We start from the raw sequence: 20,968 nt of genomic DNA, 5'->3' as shown, positions 1-20,968 counted from the left end.
GGCGCGGCCGCCTGGCTCAGACGAGCCAGGCGGCCGCGTCCGGTGGCAGTTTCCCGTTCACCAACGGCACGCTCGACAGCAGCACTTCGCCCGGCGGCAGCGCGATCGGGCTCGCCGACGTGTTCAGCGCGCACACCAGCCCGCCACCGCGCCTCCGGAACGCGAAACACCCCGCGGGCGCGCCGTACCATTCGAGGTCGTCACCGCGGAAAGCCTTGTGCGACTTACGGATCTCGATCGCCCGCCGGTACAGCGAGAGCGTCGACGCCGGATCCTCCAGCTGCGCTTCCACGGTCACCGAAGCCCACGAAGCCGGCATCGGCAGCCAGGTGCGCGGATTGCGCGAGAAACCGAACGGCGGCAGGTCGCCTTCCCACGGCAGCGGCACCCGTGACGCGTCCCGGCCGAACTCGGCACCGGAGATCTTGGCGCGCGGGTCCGCGACCGCGTCGGGCGGGATGTCGACGTTGCCGAGCCCCAGTTCCTCGCCGTTGTACAGATAGACCGCGCCGGGCAGCGCGAGCTCGACGAGCGCCATCGCCCTGGCGCGCCGGACGCCGCGTTCGCCGCCGCCGTACCGGCTGACCTGCCGCCAGACGTCGTGATTGCTCAACGTCCAGGTGGCGGGGGCGCCGGCGGCCTTCGGCACCGCCAAGGACCGCTCGATGGCCGTCCGCAGCGCGTCCGCGTCGAAATGTGTGAGCACGAGCCGGAAGTTGAACGCCAGGTGCAGCTCGTCGGGCCGCAGGTAGCGCGCGAGGCGCTTCTCGTCGGTCACCCAGATCTCACCGACGGCCATGGTGCCCGGGTACTCGTCGAGCACCTTGCGGATCATCTGGTGGATCTCGTGGACGCGGTCGTTGTCGAACCGCGGATCGTAGAACTCGCTCGGCCCGATCGCGTTCACCCGCGGGTCCATGTCCGGCAGGCCCGGCGGTTTCGCCATCCCGTGCGCGACATCGATACGGAAGCCGTCCACGCCGTGGTCCAGCCAGAACCGCAGGGTCCGCTCCAGGTCGGCGGCGACCTCGTGGTTGGCCCAGTTCAGATCCGGCTGCTGCGGCGAGAACAGGTGCAGATACCACTGGCCGTCCGGCACCCGCGTCCACGCCGGGCCGCCGAACGAGCTGACCCAGTTGTTCGGCGGCTGGTCGCCGCGCGGGCCGAGCCCGTCACGGAAGATGTAGCGATCCCGCTCCGGGCTCCCCGGCGGCGCCGCCATCGCCGATTTGAACCAGGCGTGGGTGTTGCTGGTGTGGTTGGGGACGACGTCGACGGTGACCTTGATGCCGCGTTTGTGCGCCTCGGTCAGCAGGACGTCGAAATCGCCGAGGGTGCCGAACATCGGGTCGACGTCGCGCGGGTCGGCGATGTCGTAGCCGTGGTCGGCCATGGGGGAGCGGTAGAACGGCGTCAGCCACAGCGCGTCGACCCCGAGCAGCTCCAGATACCCGAGCTTGCCGCGGATGCCTTCGAGGTCACCGACGCCGTCCCCGTCCGAATCGGCGAACGAGCGTACGTAGACCTGGTAGAAGACCGCCTGGGCCCACCAGTCCACGTCGCGTTCCATCACACGAAGCTGTTCATCATGCTGTTGGCGGCCATCTCGAGGTACGCCCACAGCTGCGAGCGGTAGGGCTCCTCGATGTTCTCCTCGTCGACCGCGATCTTGATGCAGCGCAGCCAGGCGTCGCGTTCGATCGGGCCGATCTTGAACGGCGCGTGCCGCATCCGCAGCCGCGGGTGACCGCGCTGGTCCGAGTAGGTGTGCGGGCCGCCCCAGTACTGCATGAGGAACAGCCGGAAACGCTCCTCGGCCGGGCCGAGGTCCTCCTCGGGGTACAGCGGGCGAAGCACTTCGTCGACCGCCACTTCGGCGTAGAACCGAGCGACGATCCGGGTGAAGACCGGTTCACCGCCGATCGCTTCGTACAGGGTGGTGGGGTCAGGTTCGGTCACGGACACAGCTCCATTCTGCCCTTGTCCTACTGGGCCGCGGGGCCGGACGACATAAAGCGCCCCAGTGGCGGCTCGAAGCCGGCTTCGTCGAGCGCGGCGAGCAGATGCGCACGCAGCGCGCGCTGCACGGCCCACTGCTTGCCCGGCCGGACCTTCACCGTCAGGCGGAGCTTGATGCTCTCGGGGGTGACGGTCTCCACGCCGAGCATCTCCGGCGGCTCCAGCACGTTCGGTGCGAGCCCTTCGCTCTCCAGGAGGGTCTTGGCCTTCTCCGCCATCAGCTCGGTGGCCTTCTCGACGTCGGCCGAGTAGCTGAGCGGGACGTCGACGACGGCCACCGCGAAGCCCTGGCTCGAGTTGCCGACCCGCAGCACCTCGCCGTTGCGGACGTACCAGACGGTGCCGTTGATGTCACGCAAGGTGGTGATCCGGAGGCCGACGGCCTCGACGGTGCCGGACGCCTCGCCGACGTCGACGACGTCACCGACGCCGTACTGGTCCTCGATCATCATGAACATGCCGGACAGGAAGTCCTTGACCAGGTTCTGCGCGCCGAACCCGAGCGCCACGCCGACGATGCCGGCGGACGCGATGATCGGCGCCAGGTCGATGCCCAGTTCGCCGAGCACCAGGATGAACGCGAGGCCGTAGATCAGGAACGTCGCCATCGACTTGAGCACCGAGCCGATGGTGGCGGCACGCTGACGGCGCCGTTCCATCACCGCCGACCCGAGCACCTCGGGCGCCTTCTCCCGCAGCGGTCTCAACAGGGCGGGCAGCTTCGAGGAACCGCCGTTCGGCATCCGCGTCACGCGGTTGATCAGGCGTCGCACCAGATACCGCAGCAGGAACGCCACGGCGACGATCATCAGGATCCTCAGCGGCTTCGTCAGCAGCCAGCCGGCCGACGCGGAGAGCCATTCGTTCTTTGTGACCTGGAACACCTGGTAGCACAGGCTGCCGGCTTCGCGGGTGCAGGCCGGGGGTTCGGTGGGCAGCAGGTTCACGGAGAGGAAATGTCCTTTCGTACTCGGCGGGGATCGGTCACGCCGCGCGCCCCCGGCGGATGCGAAACACCCAACTTCATGTGGCCGCCGGGTCGCGCGCATGTGACACGTCCAGTAACACACGTGCACTTTGGGGCTGATCTGTGGTCGACTATGCCTGCACCGGTGGAGGTGGTCGAGTGCCAGACCGACAACCCATCCCCCTCGGCGTCCCGAGCCAAGCCGTGGCCGGACAGGCGCCGGAGGTCGTGTTGCGCGCCCATCCGGGAGGTGCCCCCTCGCACGGGGCTCCACCGGGCGGGCCGGGAACGCGGCCAGGGGGTGTTGCCCGCCCGCCCGGACAGCGTAGAGGGCGGGATCCGTCGACTTCGGCGGTACCCACTACGACGACAGCGTCGTCCTGGGGCCGCAGACGGGTATTGCTGTTGAACGCCACGTTCGAACCGCTCACGGCGCTGCCGTTGCGGCGCGCGGTGGTCCTCGTGATGTGCGGCAAGGCCGAGGTGGTGCACGGAGACCCGGCAGGGCTCGAACTGCACGCCGCCACGGTCTCGCTGCCCGTGCCTTCGGTGATCCGGCTGAGCACCTACGTGCGCGTGCCCTACCGCGCGCAGGTGCCGCTGACCCGGGCCGGGCTGATGCATCGCGACCGGTACCGCTGCGCCTACTGCGGAGGGCGGGCCGAGACGATCGACCACGTCGTCCCGCGCAGTCGCGGAGGTCCCCACAGCTGGACGAACTGCGTGGCCTGCTGCGCCAAGTGCAACCACCGGAAGGCGGACAAGCTGCTTTCCGAGATCGGCTGGCGCCTGCGCGTCGTGCCGAGGGCCCCGCACGGGCCGCACTGGCGGCTGCTCGCGCATTCGAAGGAGGCCGACCCGTTGTGGCGGCCGTACCTGGGAACCGCCGCCTGATCCGGTCATGACCGGGCCCCGAAAAGCGTCGGCGCCCCGGCTGCCTTTCGGCGGCCGGGGCGGGCCGATGACGCGATGGTGAAGCTCGCTACGAGTGCGCCGTCCCCTGTGAACCGGTCGTGCCCGGGCTCAGGCGGCGAGGGAGAAGTCGCTCTGGCAGGTGACGCGGGTGCCACGGGTGCCGCGGGTGACGCGGGTGACGCGCGTGCCGCAGGTGACGCGGGTGCCCGCCGTCACGCGGGTGCCCCGGGTGACTCGCGTGCCACGGGTGACGCGGGTTCCGGCGGTGACGCGGGTGCCTCGCGTGACGCGGGTTCCGCGGGTGACCCGGGTGCCGGCGGTGACCCGCGTACCGCGAGTGACACGTGTACCGCGCGTAACCCGTGTGCCCGCCGTCACACGCGTACCGGGGACGAATCCAATTTCGAAGAGTGACGAAATGTCGTCGATGATCGCCTGGCCGGGTGTCTGGGTGCTCTGCATGACATATCCTCCTGCGACCGGTGCGTTACCTGCTGGGGTGGGGGAGCTGGGCGCAAGGCCCGTACAGGTGAAAAAGCTACGAGGATTTCAAGGCCGCGACAAGACGACAGCGCCGGGTGCGGCCGCCCGTACGTTGAGTTGCAACCTTTCGGCCTTGAGGGCTTCGCCCCAACGTGGGAGCGCTTTCGCGGCAAGCGGCGGACGGCCCCCTCCGGACGACGAGCGGTAGGTGCCGTGCGAGCGGGTGGGGCCGCACGCCATCGGATACGCTCACGCGCGTGAACCTTGTCGAGACGATCCTGGTCTTCGCGGTGATCCCCTTGGCCATCTACGCGCTGTGCGGGGTGGCCACGCTGCGGTCGAAGGGCGCGGGCGTCGCCCGGTACCGGCCGGGGCAGCCGTGGGAGTACCCGGCCATGTGGTGGAGCGCCAACCCCGACGGGGTCGGCGCAAGGCATCCGCACGCGAACGAGGGCGGCGCGACCGCCGTCGTCGCGGCGGACGGAGCTTCGGTGACGGGAGGCGCTCGTGGCAACTGGTGAACTGACCCATTCGTCCACCGCTGTTGACGAAGAGCCCGGTTACGGCGCCGCCGTTACCTCGAGCGGCCGGATTTCCGCCGCCAAGATGTACGAACCGGCTGGTCCGATCAGCCCATTCACCACCCAGCAGCTCGCCCGGCTGGACGAGGCGCTGACGCTCGCCAGCCGCGAAACCGGCCTGGACTTCAGCGTATACCTGGGCGACCTCGGCGAGGACACCCGCGCCACCGCCGAAGGGCTGCTGACCTCGACCGACAACCCGGCCGACGGTGTCATCGTCGCCGTGTCGCCCGGCCAGCGGGCGATCGAGGTCGTGACGGGCACGCAGGCCCGGCACCGCCTGCCCGACCGCGGCGCGAAGCTCGCCGTGGCCAGCATGGTGGCCTCGTTCAAGGAAGGCGACCTCGTCGGTGGCCTCGTGAACGCTCTCCGCATGCTGAGCGACCAGGCGGGCGCTCCGCAGCACTGACGGAGCTGAAGGGGACCTTCCCCGCATAGGACGCAGCGAAAGGGCCCTTCACCGCATCACATGCGGTGAAGGGCCCTTTCAGCTCTCGTCAGTCGCCGGCCTGCGAGTCGAACTCACGGGCGGCCAGCGCCCGCACGATCCCGGCCCGGCCTTCCGACACGAGACGGCGCAGCGCCGCCGGGTGCTCCCCGGCCAGCCACTCGTCCGACGCCGTGACGGTCGCCGCCTCGACGGCCCACGACGGGTACAGCCCGACCACGGTCGGCTGCGCCCGCTCGCTGGAGCGCCGCTGCCAAACCTCGTCGATGACCTCGAAGTAGCGCGTCACGTAGTCGCCCAGCAGGTGCTTCTGGCCCGGGTGGGAGAAGCCGGTGATGAGCGAGTCGCTGACCGCGTTGGGCAGCTCGTCGTCGTACACCGCCCGCTGCCACGCGTCGGCCTTCGCCTCGGCGGTCGGCCGCAGCGCCCGCGAGCGCTCCGCCTGTCGCCGCCCGGCCGCGGTGTCGTCCTTGCCGAGTTCCGCGTCGATCTCCGGGTTCTCCGCCTTGCCGTGCGCGACCAGCGCGTGCAGCAGCCGCCAGCGCAGGTCGGTGTCGACGGTCAGGCCCTCCAGGGGCGCCGAGCCGTCGAGCCAGCCCGCGATGATCTGCAGCGTCTTGTCGTCGAGCACGCAACCGGCGAGCGAGTTCACGAACGCGAGCTGGTGGTCCGAACCGGCCTCGGCGCCCTGCGCCAGCTCCAGCAGCCGCGCGGAGAACTCCGGCCAGCCCTTGTCCGCCGCCCACTCCGGCTTCGCGTACGAGTTCAGCGCCGTCTGCGCCTGCAGCAGCAGCCGCTGCACCACGCCGACCTCGGTCTCGGTGTGCACGCCGCGCTGCACCAGGGTGACGAAGTCGCGGGCCTTGAGCTCGGCCTCACGCGTCATCTCCCACGCCGCCGACCAGCACAGCGTGCGGGGCAGCGGTTCGGTGATGTCGGCGATGCGGTCGATCAGCGTGGTCAGCGACGCCGGGTCGAGCCGCATCGTGCAGTAGGTCAGGTCGTCGTCGTTGACCAGCACGAGCTTGCCCGCCGGGAGACCGACCAGCCCCGGCACCTCGGTGCGCTCGCCGTCCACGTCGAGCTCGACGCGGTGCTTGCGGACGATCTTGCCGTTCTCGTCCTCGTCGTAGACGCCGACCGCGACGCGGTGCGTCCGCAGCTCACCGGCGCCCGGCTTGGCACCGGTCTGGGTGACGGCGAACGAGGTGTACGTGCCGTCGGCGCCGACCTCGTAGCGCGGGCTCAGCGAGTTGAGGCCCGTGGTCTCCAGCCACTGCGCGCTCCACCACGACAGGTCGCGGCCCGAGGCCTCTTCCAGCGCGCCCAGCAGGTCCGCCAGGGTCGCGTTGCCCCAGGCGTGCTTGCCGAAGTAGACCTTGAGGCCTTCGAGGAAGTGCTCCAGCCCGACGTAGGCGACGAGCTGCTTCAGCACGCTCGCGCCCTTGGCGTAGGTGATGCCGTCGAAGTTCACCTCGACCGCGTGCAGGTCGACGATGTCCGCCGCGATCGGATGCGTCGAGGGCAGCTGGTCCTGCCGGTACGCCCACGACTTCTCGATGTTCGCGAAGCTGGTCCACGCGTTCTTGTACTCGGTGGCCTCGGCCTGGGCCAGCACGCTCGCGAAGGTCGCGAACGACTCGTTCAGCCACAGGTCGTCCCACCAGCGCATGGTGACCAGGTCGCCGAACCACATGTGCGCCATCTCGTGCAGCAGCGTCTCGGCACGGCGCTCGTAGGCGTAGCGGGTGACGCGGCTGCGGAAGACGTAGTCCTCCAGGAAGGTGACCGCGCCGGCGTTCTCCATCGCGCCCGCGTTGAACTCCGGCACGAACAGCTGGTCGTACTTGGAGAACGGGTACGGGGTCGCGAACTTCTCGTGATAGAAGGCGAAACCCTGCTTGGTCTCGGTGAACAGCTTCTCCGCGTCCATGTGCTCGGCGAGCGAGGCGCGGCAGTAGATGCCCAGCGGGATCGTGCGGTGCTCGTCGGTGAACTCGTCGCGCCACTCGCTGTACGGGCCGGCGATCAGCGCGACCAGGTAGGTCGAGATCCGCTCGGACACCTTGAACACGGTGCGGACGGCCCCCTCCGAGGTCTCCTCCGTCGATTCGATCAGCGCGTTCGAGATGACCTTCCAGTCCTTCGGCGCGATCACGGTGAGCCGGTAGACCGACTTGAGGTCGGGCTGGTCGAAGCAGGCGAACATCCGCTTCGCGTCCGCGGTCTCGAACTGCGTGTAGAGGTACACGCCGTCGTCGACCGGGTCGACGAATCGGTGCAGGCCCTCGCCGGTGTTCATGTACCGGCAGACCGCGTCCACGACGAGCTCGTTCGACTCGGCGAGGCCGGGCAGCTCGATGCCCTTGTCCTCGACGTACCCGCTGACGTCGAGGTCCGTCCCGTTGAGGACGGCCGATCCGATCCCCTCGGCGACGATGTCGACCCACGACGCTTCGCCGCTTCTGGCGCTCGCGAACTTGATCGTCGTCTTCGACGTGAAGGTCTTCTCACCGGGACCGCCACGGCCGTCGGTCAGATCCAGCTCGATGTCGTAGGACTCGACGTCGAGCAGTTCCGCGCGCAGCTTGGCTTGGTCTCGGGTCAGGTTGGGGGCGGGCACTGGCACCTCTGGTCATCGGTATCGGTTTTGGTTTCCAACTACAGGCATCCAATCATGTCGGAGCCCGTGCTGACGACGGGAACAACGCCGACGGCGGCGATGTTGGCCGCTGTGTAGCACTGTGTGTGTACCGGACCACCCCAAGACGATGGCACTGGGAGAACCTGATGACCGCCCCGTCCGAGAAGACCAAGGTCGACTTCTACTTCGACCCGATCTGCCCCTTCGCCTGGATCAGCTCGCGCTGGATCCTCGAAGTGGAGAAGCACCGCGATCTCGACCTGCGGTTCCGGATCATGAGCCTGTCCGAGCTCAACAGCGGCCGCGAGGACCTGCCTGAGCAGTACAAGGAGCTGCTGGACCGCGGCTGGGGTCCCGTCCGCGTCGCCACCGCGCTGGCGCGGAAGAACGGCGAGGAGGCCCTGCGCGACTTCTACACGGAGTTCGGCACGCGCCACCACAACCAGGGCGACAAGGACATCCCGAAGGTCATCAAGGAGACCCTCGAAGCCATCGGTGCCCCGGCCGAGCTGGCCGAGGCCGCCGAGTCGACCGAGTACGACGAAGCGCTCAAGAAGAGTCACTACGAAGGTATGAATCCGGTCGGAATGGACGTCGGCACCCCGACCATCCACATCGACGGCGTCGCCTTCTTCGGCCCGGTGCTCAGCTCGATCCCGCGTGGCGAGGACGCCGTCAAGGTCTTCGACGGCGCCCGCGCGCTGGCGAGCTACCCGGACTTCTTCGAGCTGAAGCGCACCCGGACCGGTGAGCTGAACTTCGACTAAGGCGTTTCCAGGGCGGCCTTGGTGACATCGCCGGGGTAGGGGGACCTCGCGACGGCTTCGTCCGTCGTGAGGTCTCCCGCCGCGACCCGGGTCTTGAGCGCGACGAGCTCGCGCAGCCCGTCGCGGTGCTTCTCGATGAAGGCAACGTCGACGGGGTCCCCGTGCCCGGCGACGATGATCTTCGGTTCCAGCGCGAGGATGGCGTCCATCACCGCGGGCCACGCGGCGAGGAAGCTGCCGTCGTTGAAGGAGAACTCGCTGAAGCCGGCTTCGGCGTTCTCGACGGCGTCGCCCGCGTAGATCACGCCCGCGTCGGGCACGTGCACGAACAGGTCGTGATCCGTGTGGGCCCGGCCGAGGAACCGCAGCACGACGGTGCGGCCGCCGAGGTCGATCTCGGCGGTGTCGACGATGGGTTTGTCCGGCAGGGTGATCTCGGTGCGCTCCAACGCCTCCGCCATCTCCGGACGGTTTTCGCCGAGATAGTGCTGGATCCACTTGAGCCGTGCGCCGTCGCCGTGGGTGGTCAGCTCGGCCAGGCACCCTTCGTGCGCCCAGACGTCGCACGGCAGGAAGGCCGTCGTGCCGAAGGCGTGATCGAAATGCGCGTGGGTGTAGACGACCGACCACGGCAGCGGCGTGATCTCCCGTACCGCCGCGGCCAGTTCGGCGCCCTGGTCGACGTCGCCGCGCACGTCGATCACCAGGCAGTGTTCGTCGCCCACGACGAGGCCGACGGTCAGGTCCAGCTCCTCGTAACGGCGGGCGTACACCCCGTCCGCGAGTTCGAGCCAAGTCACGAATCCTCCAGAATTCCGTTGCGCAGCACAGGAACCGTGCCGCTCGTGTCGAGCTCCGCGGCCAGCTTCACGTCGTTCGCGTGCCCGGCCGCGGCGAGCTCGCGCCCTGAAGCACAATCCGTCAGCGCTTCGGCGATGTCGATCGCTTTTGCCGCCATCGCCGCGAGACGGGCTTCGGCGGACAGGCGGCCGTAGCCGTCCAGTCCCGCGACGATCATCCCCGCCCCGAGCTGGTCCTCGACACACGGCCTGAGCGGTCCGAACGTCTTGGCTTCGGCGCGGATGTCGATGCCCCAGCGTTCCCCCGCCGGGATGACGCCGATCGGTCGTCCGTCCGCGAGTTCCGCCGCGCGGGCGGCGACGGCGGACGCGTTGCGCAGGCAGCCCGCCAGTACCTCGGCACCGGTCGTGGCGGCGGCGTCGCAGAGCGTGGCGCCGTTGGGAGACGGCAGCGCGAGAAGCGTGCCGGAAGGGATTTCCGTCACAGACGAAGGCCGCAGGGTCCATTCGCGTTCACCCGCGAGGATGGCACTTCGCGCTTTCGCGGCCTCCTCGCCGCGGTGATCGCGCCAGCGGACGGGCAGCACCCTGCCGCCGTTGCCCAGTACGAGATCCGTTGTGGTGCAGAAGGAAAGCACGTCGACGACGACCAGCACGGCGCAGTCCGCGCCCAAGGCGGCGACACCCTCGCTTCCCCATTCGAGTCTGATGTCCACCCCCACAGCATGCTCGCCCCGGAACGTGATGGCAGACTCCGCGCTGTGCGTGTTTACCTTGGCTCTGACCATGCCGGTTTCGAACTGAAGAACCACCTCGTGGCCCACCTCAAGGAGCAGGGCCACGACGTCGAGGACGTCGGCCCCTTCGTCTACGACGCGGCCGACGACTACCCGGCGTTCTGCATCGAGGCGGCCCGCCGCGTCGTCGCGGACGAGGGCAGCCTCGGCATCGTCGTCGGCGGCTCCGGCAACGGCGAGCAGATCGCGGCCAACAAGGTGAAGGGCGCTCGCGCCGGCCTCGCGTGGAGCGTCGAGACCGCGAAGCTCACCCGCGAGCACAACCACGCCCAGCTGATCGGCGTCGGCGCGCGGATGCACACCACCGAAGAGGCCACGGAGATCGTCGAGGCGTTCCTCGCGACCCCGCCGAGCCCGGACGAGCGCCACGGCCGCCGCGTCCAGCAGATCCTGGACTACGAGAACACCGGCTGGCCGCCGCCGCTGCCCGAGCACTGACATGCCCGAGGGGCACACGCTCCATCGCTTGGCGCGTCTGCACAAACGCCGTTTCGCCGGTCACCCGGTCGAGATGAGCAGCCCGCAGGGACGGTTCGCCGCCGAAGCGTCCCGTTTGGACGGCCGGGTGCTGGTGAAGGCCGAGGCGTACGGGAAGCATCTGTTCCACGACTACGGTCCACACGGGACGGTGCACGTCCACCTCGGCCTCTACGGCACGTTCTCCGACGATCCACTGCCCGTTTCGGCGCCGGTGGGGCAGGTACGGATGCGGCTGGTCGGCCCGACGCATTCCGCCGACCTGCGCGGCCCGACCCGGTGCGAGCTCCTGGACGCGCCCCAGGTCGACGCGATCAAAGCGCGGCTCGGCCCGGATCCGCTGCGCCGCGACGCGAAGCCGGACAAGGCGTGGGAGCGGATCTCGCGGTCGAAGACGTCGATCGCGGCGCTGCTGATGGACCAGTCGGTGCTGGCAGGCGTCGGCAACGTGTATCGCGCCGAGGTGCTGTTCCGGCACGGTGTCGCCCCGCTCGTCCCGGGCCGCGCGCTCGATCGCGGGCTGTGGGACGACCTGTGGGCGGATCTCGTGACGCTTATGCGGCACGGTGTCCGGGTGGGCCGGATCGACACGGTCGCGCCGGAGCATCTGCCCGAGGTCACCGGCCGTGCGCCGCGGCAGGACCGGCACGGGGGCGAGGTCTACGTCTACCGCCGTGAGGGGATGCCGTGTCTCGTGTGCGGGACGGCGGTGCTGCGGAGCGATCTGGCGGCGCGGAACCTCTTCTGGTGCCCGACCTGCCAGCCCGCCTGACCCCCTGCGGCCGAAGGGGGCCTTCACGTACTTGGGGCCAGGGTGGTCGTGAGTGGCGATTCGTGTGTTTGGACGGACGACACATGTGACGGGATGGACGACACGTGTGTCCAGATGGACGACACGCCTCGGGACCCGGTCGCGATCGTGCCGTCCTTCCGGTCACGCGTGTCGTCCGTCTGATCACGCGTGTCGTCCGTTCAAGCACGCGGCGGCGCGAGGCGAGACCTCTCGGCTCGTGGCGGCCGAAGGGGACTTTCCCCGCATCAGACGCAGCGAAAGGGCCCTTCACCGCATCGCATGCGGTGAAGGGCCCTTTCAGCCCTCTTGAAGACCGGCGCTAGAAGTCGAAGCCTCCGCCGTCGAAGCCGCCACCATCGAAGCCGCCACCATCGAAGCCGCCGCCGTCGAACCCGCCGGCGTCCCCGCCCATGTCGCCCCCGGCGTCGCCGCCGGCATCACCGGCACCGGCGTCCTCCTGGCCCGCGTCGTAACCCGACTCCCAGGCCGACGCGCTCGCGATCCCCGCCATACCGGAGAACATCGCGCTGAACAGCAGCATCGAGCCGAGACCCCAGGCGCCGGCGACGAGCGCGGGCTTCCACCACGGCTCGCTGTACCAGCCCTGCGGCACCGGACGGCCCGCGACGCGGCCACCGGGGTAGTAGTGCGGCGTGCGCTGGCTCGGGTCCGGCGAGGCCTCGTAGTGCTCGCCCTCGACGTCGACAGAGCGGTACTCGGTGACCTTGCCCGCCCGATCGCGCTCTTCGCTGCCGGGCAGTTCCGGACCGGGGTCCATGCCCATCGCGAGCCGCGCCGCGCGGACGTAATAGAGCCCCTCGATGGCGGTCTCGCGCACCAGCCGGGCCTGCTCGACGGTCTGCGCCTGCTCCATCTGGGAGCCCGCGGCGGTGAAGCGTTCGGACGCGTCCGCCATCGCCTGCTGGGAGGCGGTGTCCGTGCCGGTGAGGTTCATGACCTGACCGCCCAGTCGTTCGACGAGGCGCCGTGCGTCCGCCTTCGCGTCGTCCAGTTGGCGCTTCTTGGCCGCCGCCTGGGATTTCGCGAAGTAGATGCCGCCGCCGACCACGACGGCGAGGAGCACGATCAGGAAGATCGCGGTGCCCATGGGTTCAACTCCAGGAATCGTTCGGCCTTTGACCGGATCAACGCCGGGAACCCGCCGGGGGTTCCCCGTGGACACTGGCGGGTGAAACTAGAACACGTTATAGTTCGGCTCCATGAAGTTCACCCTGTCGATCGCGATGAATCCGCTCGATCAGCTGGGCGAGCTCGCCCGGGCCGCCGAAGAGGCGGGTTTCTCGTCGATCGCGCTCCCGGATTCCCTGTTCTATTCCGAAACGGTCTCGGCCGACTATCCGTACACGCCCGACGGCAGCCGCTTCTGGACCGAGGAGACGCCCTGGGCCGATCCGCTGGTCGCTGCCGCCTCGATGGGGGCGGTCACCGAACGGCTCACGTTCTACACCTCCGTGCTCAAACTCGGCTCCCGGAACCCGGTCCTGCTCGCCCGCCAGGTCAACTCGGTCGCGGCGCTGACCGGCGGCCGCTTCGGGCTCGGGCTCGGCGTCGGCTGGTCGCCCGAGGAGTTCCGCTGGTGCGGCGCGCCGTACGAGAAGCGCGGCAAGCGCGTCGACGAGGCCATCGAGGTGCTGCGCCTGATCCTCGACGGCGGGATGGTCGAGTTCCACGGCGAGTTCTTCGACTTCGACAAGCTCCGCATGAGCCCGACACCGCCGTCGCGGGTGCCGTTCTACATCGGCGGCCACACCGACGTCGCGCTGCGGCGGGCCGCGCGCGTCGCCGACGGCTGGTCTTCGGCGATGATGAAGTTCGACGACCTCCGCGACACCATCGCCAAGCTGCGCGGGCTGCTGGCCGAACAGGGCCGCGCCGGCGATCCCTTCGAGTATCAGGCCGTCTGTATCGACAAGTTCGGCCTCGACGGCTACCGCGAGCAGGGCGACATCGGCGTCACCGACATCATCACCATGCCGTGGGTGTTCGACGGCCTCGGTTTCGACGCCGAGGTCGGCCCGAAGCTCGATTCCATCAAGAAGTTCGGCGACGAGATCATCGCGAAGATGGGAGACTGAACCATGGGTGTCGACGTCTGCTGGGATCCGGCCACCGAGCAGCCGCCCGCGCGGCAGGCCGCGTTCCGTTCGATGACCGCGGTCACCGCGGGGGACAAGGCCGCCTGGCTCGCGCTCTTCGCCGGGGACGCCGTCGTCGAAGACCCGATCGGCAAGTCGATGTTCGACGAAGAAGGCAAGGGACACCACGGGCACGACGGCATCAGTGCCTTCTGGGACAAGACGATCGCGAACGTCGAGCGCTTCCGGTTCACCATCCGCGATTCCCACGCGGCCGGGGACGAGGTCGCGAACGTCGGCACGATCACGACGTACCTGCCCGGCGGCTACCGCGTCGACACCGACGGCGTGTTCGTCTACCGGGTACGCGAGGACGGGCTGATCGTGTCGATGCGCGCCTTCTGGGAGACCGAGCGCGCCATGGCCACGGCCCGCCAGGAGACCTGAGCGTGCGGCGGCGGCTCGTGATCACGCTACTGGCCGTCGTGGCCGCGGGCGTGGTCGTCGCCGCCGTCGTGGTGACCTCCCGGGAAGAGCCGTCCCCCGTGGCCGAGTCCAAGGCACCGCCCCCGCCTCCGGCACCGGAACCACCCGTGGCCTTCTGCCCGGAGACCGCGGCCTCGGATCGCGTGCGTTCCCCGTCCGGCCTCGACGGGCAGACCGGGCCGCGTACGCCGTCCGGCCCGCATCGGCTGGCCTACTTCGTGGTCGACGACAAGGGCATGAGCGACTTCACCGGCACCGCCGCCCAGCATCTGCCGATGGGCACTTCCCAGGAGGGGAAGGTCCAGGTGGTGGTGTGCGAATACCCGAAACCGACCAACGAGCGCGTCGGCACCTGCGACGGGTACGAGCGGAAGGGCAAGCCGCCGCTCTCCGTCGCGGTCACGGGTGTCCAGTACACCTACAAGGCTTACGACGCCGAAAGCAAACGCCTGCTCGACACCTTCGTCCTGCCCGGGGTCCGGGTGTGCCCGCGCTCGGTGACGACGTTCGACGACATACCGCGGGCCATCGAAGCCCGGTCCGACTACTCCGCGGTGATCGACCGCCTGCTGCCGCATCTGCGCATGTGAAGCTCAGCCGAGCCGCTCCGCCCGGAGCGCCAGATAGCGCTTCTCGGGTTCGCTGGCCGTCTTCCCGGCGGCACGGAGGTAGGCCTCGCGCGCGGCGCCGGTGTCCCCGGCCAGTTCCAGCAGATGCCCGCGGACGGAATCGAGCCGGTGCGTCTGGCTCATCCGGCTGTCGCCGTCGAGCGTGGCCAGCAGTTCGAGGCCCGCTTCCGGCCCGTTGACCTCCGCGACCGCGACCGCGCGGTTGAGCGTGACGACGGGGCCGGGCGAGACCTTTTCGAGAACGTCGTAGAGCGCGAGGATCTGGGCCCAGTCCGTGTCGGCCGCGGTGGCCGCCTCGGAGTGGACGGCGGCGATCGCGGCCTGCACCTGATACGGCCCGACGGGGCCCGCCTCCAGAGCCTCGCTCACCAGCGAAACCCCTTCGGCGATCGTTTCCGCGTTCCAGCGCGTGCGGTCCTGCTCGGCGAGCGGCACGAGCGAGCCGTCGTCGCCGGCGCGGGCGGCCCGGCGCGCGTCGGTCAGCAGCATGAGCGCGAGCAGGCCGGTGACCTCGTCCTCGTCGGGCATGAGCCGCCGGAGCAGCCGGGTCAGCCGGATCGCCTCCGCGGTCAGGTCGGCGCGGTGCAGTTCGGGGCCGCCGCTGGTCGTGTAGCCCTCGTTGAAGATCAGGTACAGCACCTGGAGGACGACGCGGAGCCGTTCGCCGAGCTCCGCGGACGGCGGCAGGACGAATGCGGCGCCCGCCTTCTTGATGGTCTGTTTCGCCCGGCTGATCCGCTGGGCCAGCGTCGATTCCGGGACCAGGAACGCGGTCGCGATCTCGCCAGTGGTCAGGCCGCCGACGGCGCGCAGCGTGAGCGCGAGTTGCGACGGCGCGGACAGGGAAGGGTGGCAGCACAGGAAGAGCACGGTGAGCGTGTCGTCCGAATCGGACGCGTCCCCCGGACCGGCCACGTCCATCAGCGCGTCGTTCTCCTCGCGCCGCCGTCGTGCGCTTTCGCTGCGCCACTCGTCGACCAGCCGCCGTGACGCGACCGTCGCGAGCCAGGATTTCGGGCTGTCCGGGATGCCCTGCCCCGGCCATTGCTGCGCGGCCGAGAGCAGGGCTTCCTGGACGGCGTCCTCGCAGGCGTCGAACTGCCCGTGCTTGCGCACCAGCAACCCGATGACCTGCGGGGCCAGCTCCCTCAGGAGCGCTTCCACCTGACGATCGGTCTTCACGACGCCAGTCTTACCCCATTCGGGTCGTCAGGCGACGGGGGAGTAGTGCGAAGCGTCGCCTTCGAGGGAATCGCTCGGCACCCCGTCGATCCCCACCGGGACGTCGCCCGCCACGGTCACCCGGTTCAGGCGGCGGGGCAGGTCGTCGTAGTTGTCGACGGCGTAGTGCTGGGTGATGCGGTTGTCGAACAGCACCAGCTGGTTCGGCTCCCAGCTCACCCGGACGACGTTCTCCGGCCGGGTCACGTAGGACTGCAGCAGCCGCAGGATGTCCCGCGACTCGCCCTTCGACAGCCCGACGATCCGCTGCGCGAACCCGCCGATGTACAGCCCGCGTTCCCCGGTCACCGGATGCACCCGCACCACCGGGTGGACCGTGCGGAACTTCTGCGACACGAACACCTTCCGGCGTTCTTGCTCCGCCTCGTCGAGGGTCTCGGGCGCCTTCGCGTAGTCGTAGTCGTTGGTGTGCTCGGCGCGCAGCGTGTCGGCGAACGCCCGCAGCGGCTCCGGCAGGTCCCGGTACGCGGCGGCCGAGTTGGCGATCAGCGTTTCGCCGCCGTACGGAGGGACGACCAGGCTGCGCAGCGTGCTGGCCTTCGGCGGGTTGAGCACGAAGGTGACGTCGGTGTGCCACTGGTTCGCGCGCCCCTGCTCGCTGTCGACAGGCAGGATCGCGGGCTCGCCGTCGACGGACGGGACGGTCGGGTGCGCCTTGGTCAGCTCGCCGAAGTGCTCGGCGAACCGCTGCTGGCCGGCGTCGTCGAGGTCGACGCCCGAGAAGACGAGCGCCTTGTGCTCGTGCAGGGCGTCGGTCACGAACGCGACGGTCGCGGCGTCGAGTTCCCCGGCGGGGTCGACGCCGAGGACCTGCGCGCCGATCCTTCCGCTGATCTTGCGGACCTCGACGTGGGTATCGATGGCGGTCATGCGGCGTGCTCCTTCACTGGGGTGCGATGAACCGGACGGGCGAGGCCGTAGTGGCCGCGCAAGGTCGTGGCGGTGTATTCCGTGCGGAACAGGCCGCGTCTTTGCAGCTCGGGGACCACGAGGTCGACGAAGTCCTCCAGGCCGCCCGGAAGCGTGGGCGGCATGACGTTGAAGCCGTCCGCGGCGCCTTCGGTGAACCAGTGCTCCAGCTGGTCGGCCACCTGGGTGGCGGTGCCGGCGAAGACGCGGTGTCCCCGGCCGCCCGCGAGCCGCTCGATCAGCTGACGGATGGTGAGGTTCTCCCGTCGCGCCAAGCCCGTGACCAGCTCGAATCGGCTCTGCGCGCCTTCGGTGAACGTGCCGACGTCGGGGAGCGGACCGTCGAGCGGGTACGGCGTCAGGTCGTGGTCGAGCATGGTCGACAGCTGCCGCACGCCGTACGCGGGCGTGATGAGGGCGTTGAGTTCGGCTTCTCGTTCCTTCGCCTCGGCCTCGGTGCGGCCCAGGATCGGGCTGATCCCCGGCAGGATCTTGATCTCCTCCGGCGAGCGGCCGTACTTCGCGAGCCTTCCCTTGACGTCGTCGTAGAAGGCCTTGCCCTCGGCGAAAGTCTGCTGCGCGGTGAACACCGCCTCGGCGAATCGGGCCGCGTATTCCTTGCCCGTCTCCGAGGAACCGGCTTGGACGAGCAACGGATGACCCTGTACCGGCCGCGGGATGTTCAGCGGGCCGCGGACCTGGAAATGCGGGCCTTCGTGGTCGATCGGCTGGATGCGGCCGGTGTCGGCGTAGACGCCGCTCGCCTTGTCGATCACGGCCGCGTCGTCGCCCCAGCTGTCCCAAAGTTTCTTGACCACTTCAAGGAATTCGGTGGCGCGTTCGTAGCGCAGCGCGTGTGCCGGCCGGGCGTCGCGATTGAAGTTGCGGGCCTCGTCCTCGCCCGCCGACGTCACGATGTTCCACCCCGCGCGCCCGCCGCTGAGATGGTCGAGCGACGCGAACTTCCGCGCCAGGTGGTACGGCTCGTTGTAGGTCGTCGACGCGGTGGCGATCAGCCCGATGCGCTCGGTCGCCCCGGCCAGCGCGGAAAGCAACGTCAGCGGCTCGAACAGGGTGTGGGAGTTGTAGCGGACGTTGCCCCACAAGGCGACGCCGTCGGCGAGGAACAGCGAATCCAGCTTGCCGCGCTCCGCCGTACGGGCGATGTCGACGTAGTGCTCCAGTGTCGCGGCGCGGTGCGGATCCGTGCTCGGATGCCGCCACGCCGCCTCGTGATGGCCGTTCGGCATCACGAAAGCGTTGAGGTGCAGGTGTTTCATGACTTCTCCTTGACCCGCCAGGTGGAGAATCGCCGCTCCAGTGCGACGAAGCCCGCGTTGATGGCCAGGCCCAGCACCGACACCGTGATGATCGCGGCGTACATCTGCTGGATCTGGAAGTTGACCTGCGAGTTGTTGATCAGATAGCCGAGCCCGGCCTTGGCGCCGACCATTTCGGCGGCGATCAGGATGAGGATCGAGTACGCGGCCGCCATCCGGATACCGGTGAAGATGGTCGGCACCGCCGACGGCAGGATCACCTTGCGGAACAGGTTCGGGCTCGACAGCCCGAGCGAGCGCGCGGCCTTGACCAGCAAGGGATCCACGGTGTTCACTCCGGCGATCGTGTTGAGCAGCACCGGCCAGACGCAGGCGTAGACGATCAGCGCGATCTTGGACACCTCGCCGATGCCGAGCAGGAGCGTGAACACCGGCAGCAGCGCGAGCGCGGCGGTGTTGCGGGCCAGCTCCAGCAACGGATTCAGGAATTCCGCGAGTGGCCGGTACCAGGCGATCAGGAGGCCGAGCGGCACCGAGACGGCCACCGCGATCACGAATCCGGCGGCGGACCGGCCGAGGCTCGCGAGCAGATGGTCGGCCAGCTGCCCGTTGAGGATCAGCTCCCAGAGCGCGACGAGGTCTTCCGACAGCGGCGGGAGGAAGGTCCTCGTGCCTTCGTCGAGCAGGTATTGGGGAGCGAGCTCCCAGACGGCGAGGAACAGCAGGATCGCCGCCGAACTGCGGAACGCCTTGCGCAGCGGGCTCTTCCCGCGGGGTTTCACGGCGGCCTTCGGTCCAGTGTGGACTTTCGGTGCTTCGAGTGTCGCGGTCATGCGGCCCTCCGGATCTCGTCGTGCAGCAGTTCCCACAGCCGATGGCGATGGGCCACGAAGGCGGGCGCCGAACGCAGGTCGTCGTTCGAGCGGTCGCCGAGATCGATGTCGACGACGTCCTTGAGCCTGCCCGGCCGCGAGGTGAGCACCGCGACCTTCTGTCCCAAGTAGACGGCTTCTTCGATGCTGTGGGTGATGAAGACGATGGTCTTGCCGGTGCGCTGCCAGATCCGCCGCAGTTCTTCTTGCAGCAGTTCGCGGGTCTGGGAGTCCAGCGCGGCGTACGGCTCGTCCATCAGCAGCACGTCCGGGTCGTAGGCGAGGCTTCTCGCGATCGCGACCCGTTGTTTCATACCGCCGGAAAGCTGATGGGGGAGATGGTCTTCGAAGCCGGAAAGCCCGACCAGGTCGAGGAATTCCCGGGCCCTTTCGGCACGCTGCCGCTTGGTCAGGGTGCCGCCTTCGAGGCCGAACTCGACGTTGGCCCGCGCGGTGCGCCACGGGAACAGCGCGTACTGCTGGAACACGACCCCGCGATCCAATCCCGGCCCGGTGACGGGTTTCCCGTCGATCAGGACCTCGCCGGAAGTGGGTTTCGCGAGCCCGCCGAGCAGATCGAGCAGGGTGGACTTGCCGGAGCCGCTCGGCCCGACTAGGGAGAGGAACGTGCCGTCTTCGATGTCGAGGGAGACGTCGTCGAGTGCGGTCAACGCGCCGAAGGTCTTGGTGACCGAGCGGAGGCTGATCTTGGCGGTCATACGCCACCGCCTTCGCGGTACGGGTTGAATTCGTTGGTGTAGAGCTTCTTCAGGTCGACCTGGTCGTTCTTGATGAACCCGGACTGCTTGAGCCAGCCCGTCCAGAGCGTGTAGTCGTGATCCGAGATCAGCCCGCCCTTGGTGACGCCGGTGCTCTTCCAGTACTTGAGCGTTTCGGTGTTCTCGTTGCGGCCGCGGTTCTGGATGATCTTGGTGAACCGGGCGATCACCTCGTCGCGCGGCGTGGTGCGCGCCCATTCGATCGCCTTGGCCACGCCGGTGACGAAGGTCTTCGTGGTCTCCGGGTACTTCTTGATGAAGTCGGTCCGCAGCACGTACGGCCCGCCGTTGTACGGGCCGAACGCTTCGACGTCCTTCACGATCGGGCGCACCCCGCCTCCCGCGAGGGCTCGGTCCTGGAGGACACCGTTGAGCGCGGCGACGTCGATCTGGCCGTTGCGCAGGGCTTGTTCGGTGTTGATCGGCGGCAGGACGACGAGCTGCACCTGGTCGATTTCGGCGTCGGAGAGGCCGTTGCGTTTGAGCCAGGTGTCGAGGGCGGCCTCCAGGTTCGCGCCGACGGTGTTGACGCCGACCTTCTTGCCGATGAGGTCGCGCGCGGTCCGGATCGGGCTGTCTTCCTTGACGTAGAAGCCCAGAAAGGTCTTCTCGTCGGAGCCGTAGTAGTTGACGACGGCCTTGATCGGGGCGCCGGCGTCGACGAGTTTGGCGACCGCGCCGGTGAAGGCGCCACCGAAGTCGGTCTGGTCGGTCGCGGCGGACTGGATGTCCTGCGGTCCGCTGATCGTGTTGCCGACCCATTTGAGTTTGACCGGGCCGAAGTAGCCGAGGTCTTCGGCGAGTTCGGGGAAGGTGACGTTGTTCGCCGACCCCTGGTAGCGGAGTTCGAGCTTCTCCGGCTGCCCGGCCACGCCCGCCGGGGTCGCGGAGGCGCCGCAGCCCGACAGCGCCAATCCGGCGATGAGCGCGGCGATCAAGGGCACTGGTTTCTTCACGGTGGGCTCTTTCGTTCGGGTTCGCGTC

General features: G+C 69.0%; 23 protein-coding genes. 9 read left to right on the top strand and 14 right to left on the bottom strand.

Annotated features, from left to right (window positions below; translation table 11 throughout):
- Positions 1 to 16: 16 nt before the first annotated feature.
- Genes MJQ72_RS31485 through MJQ72_RS31475 form a run of 3 tightly spaced genes read right to left on the bottom strand, consistent with a single transcriptional unit; the run spans position 17 to position 2,966 of the window.
- Positions 17 to 1,570, bottom strand: coding sequence for a glycoside hydrolase family 13 protein (locus MJQ72_RS31485; RefSeq protein ID WP_240594648.1), 1,554 nt, complete (start codon positions 1,568 to 1,570; stop codon positions 17 to 19).
- Positions 1,570 to 1,965 carry a globin gene (locus MJQ72_RS31480; protein ID WP_125676391.1) on the bottom strand — a complete coding sequence of 132 codons (396 nt, stop codon included), beginning with the start codon at positions 1,963 to 1,965 and terminating at the stop codon, positions 1,570 to 1,572. Before MJQ72_RS31480 ends, MJQ72_RS31485 begins: the two co-directional genes overlap by 1 nt.
- Positions 1,966 to 1,985: 20 nt before the next feature.
- Positions 1,986 to 2,966: a mechanosensitive ion channel family protein gene (locus MJQ72_RS31475; protein ID WP_240594647.1), complete on the bottom strand. Its 981-nt coding sequence runs from the start codon at positions 2,964 to 2,966 to the stop codon at positions 1,986 to 1,988.
- A gap of 419 nt (positions 2,967 to 3,385) precedes the next feature.
- Here MJQ72_RS31475 and MJQ72_RS31470 point away from each other — a divergent pair, with 419 nt between their 5' ends.
- Positions 3,386 to 3,880, top strand: coding sequence for an HNH endonuclease (locus tag MJQ72_RS31470; RefSeq protein ID WP_007034711.1), 495 nt, complete (start codon positions 3,386 to 3,388; stop codon positions 3,878 to 3,880).
- A gap of 129 nt (positions 3,881 to 4,009) precedes the next feature.
- Here MJQ72_RS31470 and MJQ72_RS31465 read toward each other — a convergent pair whose 3' ends face one another.
- The gene (locus MJQ72_RS31465) at positions 4,010 to 4,363 is read right to left on the bottom strand and encodes a hypothetical protein (RefSeq protein WP_240594645.1); all 354 of its coding nucleotides are present in this window, start codon (positions 4,361 to 4,363) and stop codon (positions 4,010 to 4,012) included.
- Positions 4,364 to 4,641: 278 nt separating this feature from the next.
- On the opposite strand from MJQ72_RS31465, the gene MJQ72_RS31460 reads away from it, so the two are divergent.
- A complete protein-coding gene (locus tag MJQ72_RS31460; protein WP_240594644.1) occupies positions 4,642 to 4,905 on the top strand; it encodes a hypothetical protein in 264 nt (87 codons plus the stop codon).
- The gene (locus MJQ72_RS31455) at positions 4,892 to 5,374 is read left to right on the top strand and encodes a DUF5130 family protein (protein ID WP_240594643.1); all 483 of its coding nucleotides are present in this window, start codon (positions 4,892 to 4,894) and stop codon (positions 5,372 to 5,374) included. Before MJQ72_RS31460 ends, MJQ72_RS31455 begins: the two co-directional genes overlap by 14 nt.
- An 88-nt stretch (positions 5,375 to 5,462) precedes the next feature.
- On the opposite strand, the gene pepN is transcribed toward MJQ72_RS31455, so the two are convergent.
- Entirely contained in the window at positions 5,463 to 8,036 is a 2,574-nt protein-coding gene (gene pepN / locus MJQ72_RS31450) for an aminopeptidase N (RefSeq protein WP_240594642.1), read from the bottom strand.
- Positions 8,037 to 8,203: 167 nt separating this feature from the next.
- On the opposite strand from pepN, the gene MJQ72_RS31445 reads away from it, so the two are divergent.
- Positions 8,204 to 8,824 carry a disulfide bond formation protein DsbA gene (locus MJQ72_RS31445; RefSeq protein ID WP_240594641.1) on the top strand — a complete coding sequence of 207 codons (621 nt, stop codon included), beginning with the start codon at positions 8,204 to 8,206 and terminating at the stop codon, positions 8,822 to 8,824.
- On the opposite strand, the gene MJQ72_RS31440 is transcribed toward MJQ72_RS31445, so the two are convergent.
- Positions 8,821 to 9,624 carry an MBL fold metallo-hydrolase gene (locus MJQ72_RS31440; RefSeq protein ID WP_240594640.1) on the bottom strand — a complete coding sequence of 268 codons (804 nt, stop codon included), beginning with the start codon at positions 9,622 to 9,624 and terminating at the stop codon, positions 8,821 to 8,823. The two genes, MJQ72_RS31445 and MJQ72_RS31440, sit on opposite strands and share 4 nt — an antisense overlap.
- Complete coding sequence (locus tag MJQ72_RS31435; protein WP_240594639.1) at positions 9,621 to 10,340, bottom strand: 2-phosphosulfolactate phosphatase; 720 nt, start codon at positions 10,338 to 10,340, stop codon at positions 9,621 to 9,623. Before MJQ72_RS31435 ends, MJQ72_RS31440 begins: the two co-directional genes overlap by 4 nt.
- A 45-nt stretch (positions 10,341 to 10,385) precedes the next feature.
- On the opposite strand from MJQ72_RS31435, the gene MJQ72_RS31430 reads away from it, so the two are divergent.
- Positions 10,386 to 10,859 carry a ribose-5-phosphate isomerase gene (locus MJQ72_RS31430; protein WP_007034718.1) on the top strand — a complete coding sequence of 158 codons (474 nt, stop codon included), beginning with the start codon at positions 10,386 to 10,388 and terminating at the stop codon, positions 10,857 to 10,859.
- 1 nt (position 10,860) lies between these two features.
- Positions 10,861 to 11,670, top strand: a complete 810-nt coding sequence (locus MJQ72_RS31425) for an Fpg/Nei family DNA glycosylase (RefSeq protein WP_240594638.1) — start codon at positions 10,861 to 10,863, stop codon at positions 11,668 to 11,670.
- A gap of 340 nt (positions 11,671 to 12,010) precedes the next feature.
- Here the strand turns inward: MJQ72_RS31425 and MJQ72_RS31420 are convergent, their stop codons facing one another.
- The gene (locus MJQ72_RS31420; RefSeq protein WP_240594637.1) at positions 12,011 to 12,799 is read right to left on the bottom strand and encodes a hypothetical protein; all 789 of its coding nucleotides are present in this window, start codon (positions 12,797 to 12,799) and stop codon (positions 12,011 to 12,013) included.
- A 112-nt stretch (positions 12,800 to 12,911) separates the two neighbouring features.
- Here MJQ72_RS31420 and MJQ72_RS31415 point away from each other — a divergent pair, with 112 nt between their 5' ends.
- The 3 genes from MJQ72_RS31415 to MJQ72_RS31405 are packed head-to-tail and all read left to right on the top strand — an operon-like array spanning position 12,912 to position 14,863.
- Positions 12,912 to 13,787: a TIGR03619 family F420-dependent LLM class oxidoreductase gene (locus tag MJQ72_RS31415; RefSeq protein WP_240594636.1), complete on the top strand. Its 876-nt coding sequence runs from the start codon at positions 12,912 to 12,914 to the stop codon at positions 13,785 to 13,787.
- 3 nt (positions 13,788 to 13,790) lie between these two features.
- Positions 13,791 to 14,234 (top strand): nuclear transport factor 2 family protein, encoded by a 444-nt coding sequence (locus tag MJQ72_RS31410; RefSeq protein ID WP_240594635.1) that lies wholly within the window; start codon positions 13,791 to 13,793, stop codon positions 14,232 to 14,234.
- 2 nt (positions 14,235 to 14,236) lie between these two features.
- Positions 14,237 to 14,863 (top strand): hypothetical protein, encoded by a 627-nt coding sequence (locus tag MJQ72_RS31405; protein ID WP_240594634.1) that lies wholly within the window; start codon positions 14,237 to 14,239, stop codon positions 14,861 to 14,863.
- Positions 14,864 to 14,866: 3 nt separating this feature from the next.
- Here the strand turns inward: MJQ72_RS31405 and MJQ72_RS31400 are convergent, their stop codons facing one another.
- From MJQ72_RS31400 to MJQ72_RS31375, 6 genes are read right to left on the bottom strand one after another with little or no spacing between them, the layout of a single operon-like run.
- Entirely contained in the window at positions 14,867 to 16,084 is a 1,218-nt protein-coding gene (locus MJQ72_RS31400; RefSeq protein WP_240594633.1) for an RNA polymerase sigma factor, read from the bottom strand.
- Positions 16,085 to 16,111: 27 nt separating this feature from the next.
- Positions 16,112 to 17,014: a TauD/TfdA family dioxygenase gene (locus tag MJQ72_RS31395; RefSeq protein WP_240594632.1), complete on the bottom strand. Its 903-nt coding sequence runs from the start codon at positions 17,012 to 17,014 to the stop codon at positions 16,112 to 16,114.
- The gene (locus MJQ72_RS31390; RefSeq protein ID WP_240594631.1) at positions 17,011 to 18,333 is read right to left on the bottom strand and encodes an LLM class flavin-dependent oxidoreductase; all 1,323 of its coding nucleotides are present in this window, start codon (positions 18,331 to 18,333) and stop codon (positions 17,011 to 17,013) included. The genes MJQ72_RS31395 and MJQ72_RS31390 overlap by 4 nt, the downstream gene beginning before the upstream one ends.
- The gene (locus tag MJQ72_RS31385; RefSeq protein ID WP_240594630.1) at positions 18,330 to 19,166 is read right to left on the bottom strand and encodes an ABC transporter permease; all 837 of its coding nucleotides are present in this window, start codon (positions 19,164 to 19,166) and stop codon (positions 18,330 to 18,332) included. Before MJQ72_RS31385 ends, MJQ72_RS31390 begins: the two co-directional genes overlap by 4 nt.
- Entirely contained in the window at positions 19,163 to 19,924 is a 762-nt protein-coding gene (locus MJQ72_RS31380) for an ABC transporter ATP-binding protein (protein ID WP_240594629.1), read from the bottom strand. Before MJQ72_RS31380 ends, MJQ72_RS31385 begins: the two co-directional genes overlap by 4 nt.
- Positions 19,921 to 20,940, bottom strand: coding sequence for an ABC transporter substrate-binding protein (locus MJQ72_RS31375; protein WP_240594628.1), 1,020 nt, complete (start codon positions 20,938 to 20,940; stop codon positions 19,921 to 19,923). Before MJQ72_RS31375 ends, MJQ72_RS31380 begins: the two co-directional genes overlap by 4 nt.
- Positions 20,941 to 20,968: the final 28 nt, after the last annotated feature.

Origin of the sequence: Amycolatopsis sp. EV170708-02-1, from assembly GCF_022479115.1 — a bacterium.
Taxonomy (GTDB): Bacteria; Actinomycetota; Actinomycetes; order Mycobacteriales; family Pseudonocardiaceae; genus Amycolatopsis.
This window is presented reverse-complemented; position numbering and strand designations above follow the sequence as displayed.

Coding starts and splice junctions, on each gene's coding strand:
- MJQ72_RS31485 (WP_240594648.1), bottom strand. CDS start 1,570: ATGGAACGCGACGTGGACTGGTGGGCCCAGGCGGTCTTCTACCAGGTC.
- MJQ72_RS31465 (WP_240594645.1), bottom strand. CDS start 4,363: ATGCAGAGCACCCAGACACCCGGCCAGGCGATCATCGACGACATTTCG.
- MJQ72_RS31445 (WP_240594641.1), top strand. CDS start 8,204: ATGACCGCCCCGTCCGAGAAGACCAAGGTCGACTTCTACTTCGACCCG.
- MJQ72_RS31425 (WP_240594638.1), top strand. CDS start 10,861: ATGCCCGAGGGGCACACGCTCCATCGCTTGGCGCGTCTGCACAAACGC.
- MJQ72_RS31420 (WP_240594637.1), bottom strand. CDS start 12,799: ATGGGCACCGCGATCTTCCTGATCGTGCTCCTCGCCGTCGTGGTCGGC.
- MJQ72_RS31415 (WP_240594636.1), top strand. CDS start 12,912: ATGAAGTTCACCCTGTCGATCGCGATGAATCCGCTCGATCAGCTGGGC.
- MJQ72_RS31410 (WP_240594635.1), top strand. CDS start 13,791: ATGGGTGTCGACGTCTGCTGGGATCCGGCCACCGAGCAGCCGCCCGCG.
- MJQ72_RS31395 (WP_240594632.1), bottom strand. CDS start 17,014: ATGACCGCCATCGATACCCACGTCGAGGTCCGCAAGATCAGCGGAAGG.
- MJQ72_RS31390 (WP_240594631.1), bottom strand. CDS start 18,333: ATGAAACACCTGCACCTCAACGCTTTCGTGATGCCGAACGGCCATCAC.
- MJQ72_RS31385 (WP_240594630.1), bottom strand. CDS start 19,166: ATGACCGCGACACTCGAAGCACCGAAAGTCCACACTGGACCGAAGGCC.
- MJQ72_RS31380 (WP_240594629.1), bottom strand. CDS start 19,924: ATGACCGCCAAGATCAGCCTCCGCTCGGTCACCAAGACCTTCGGCGCG.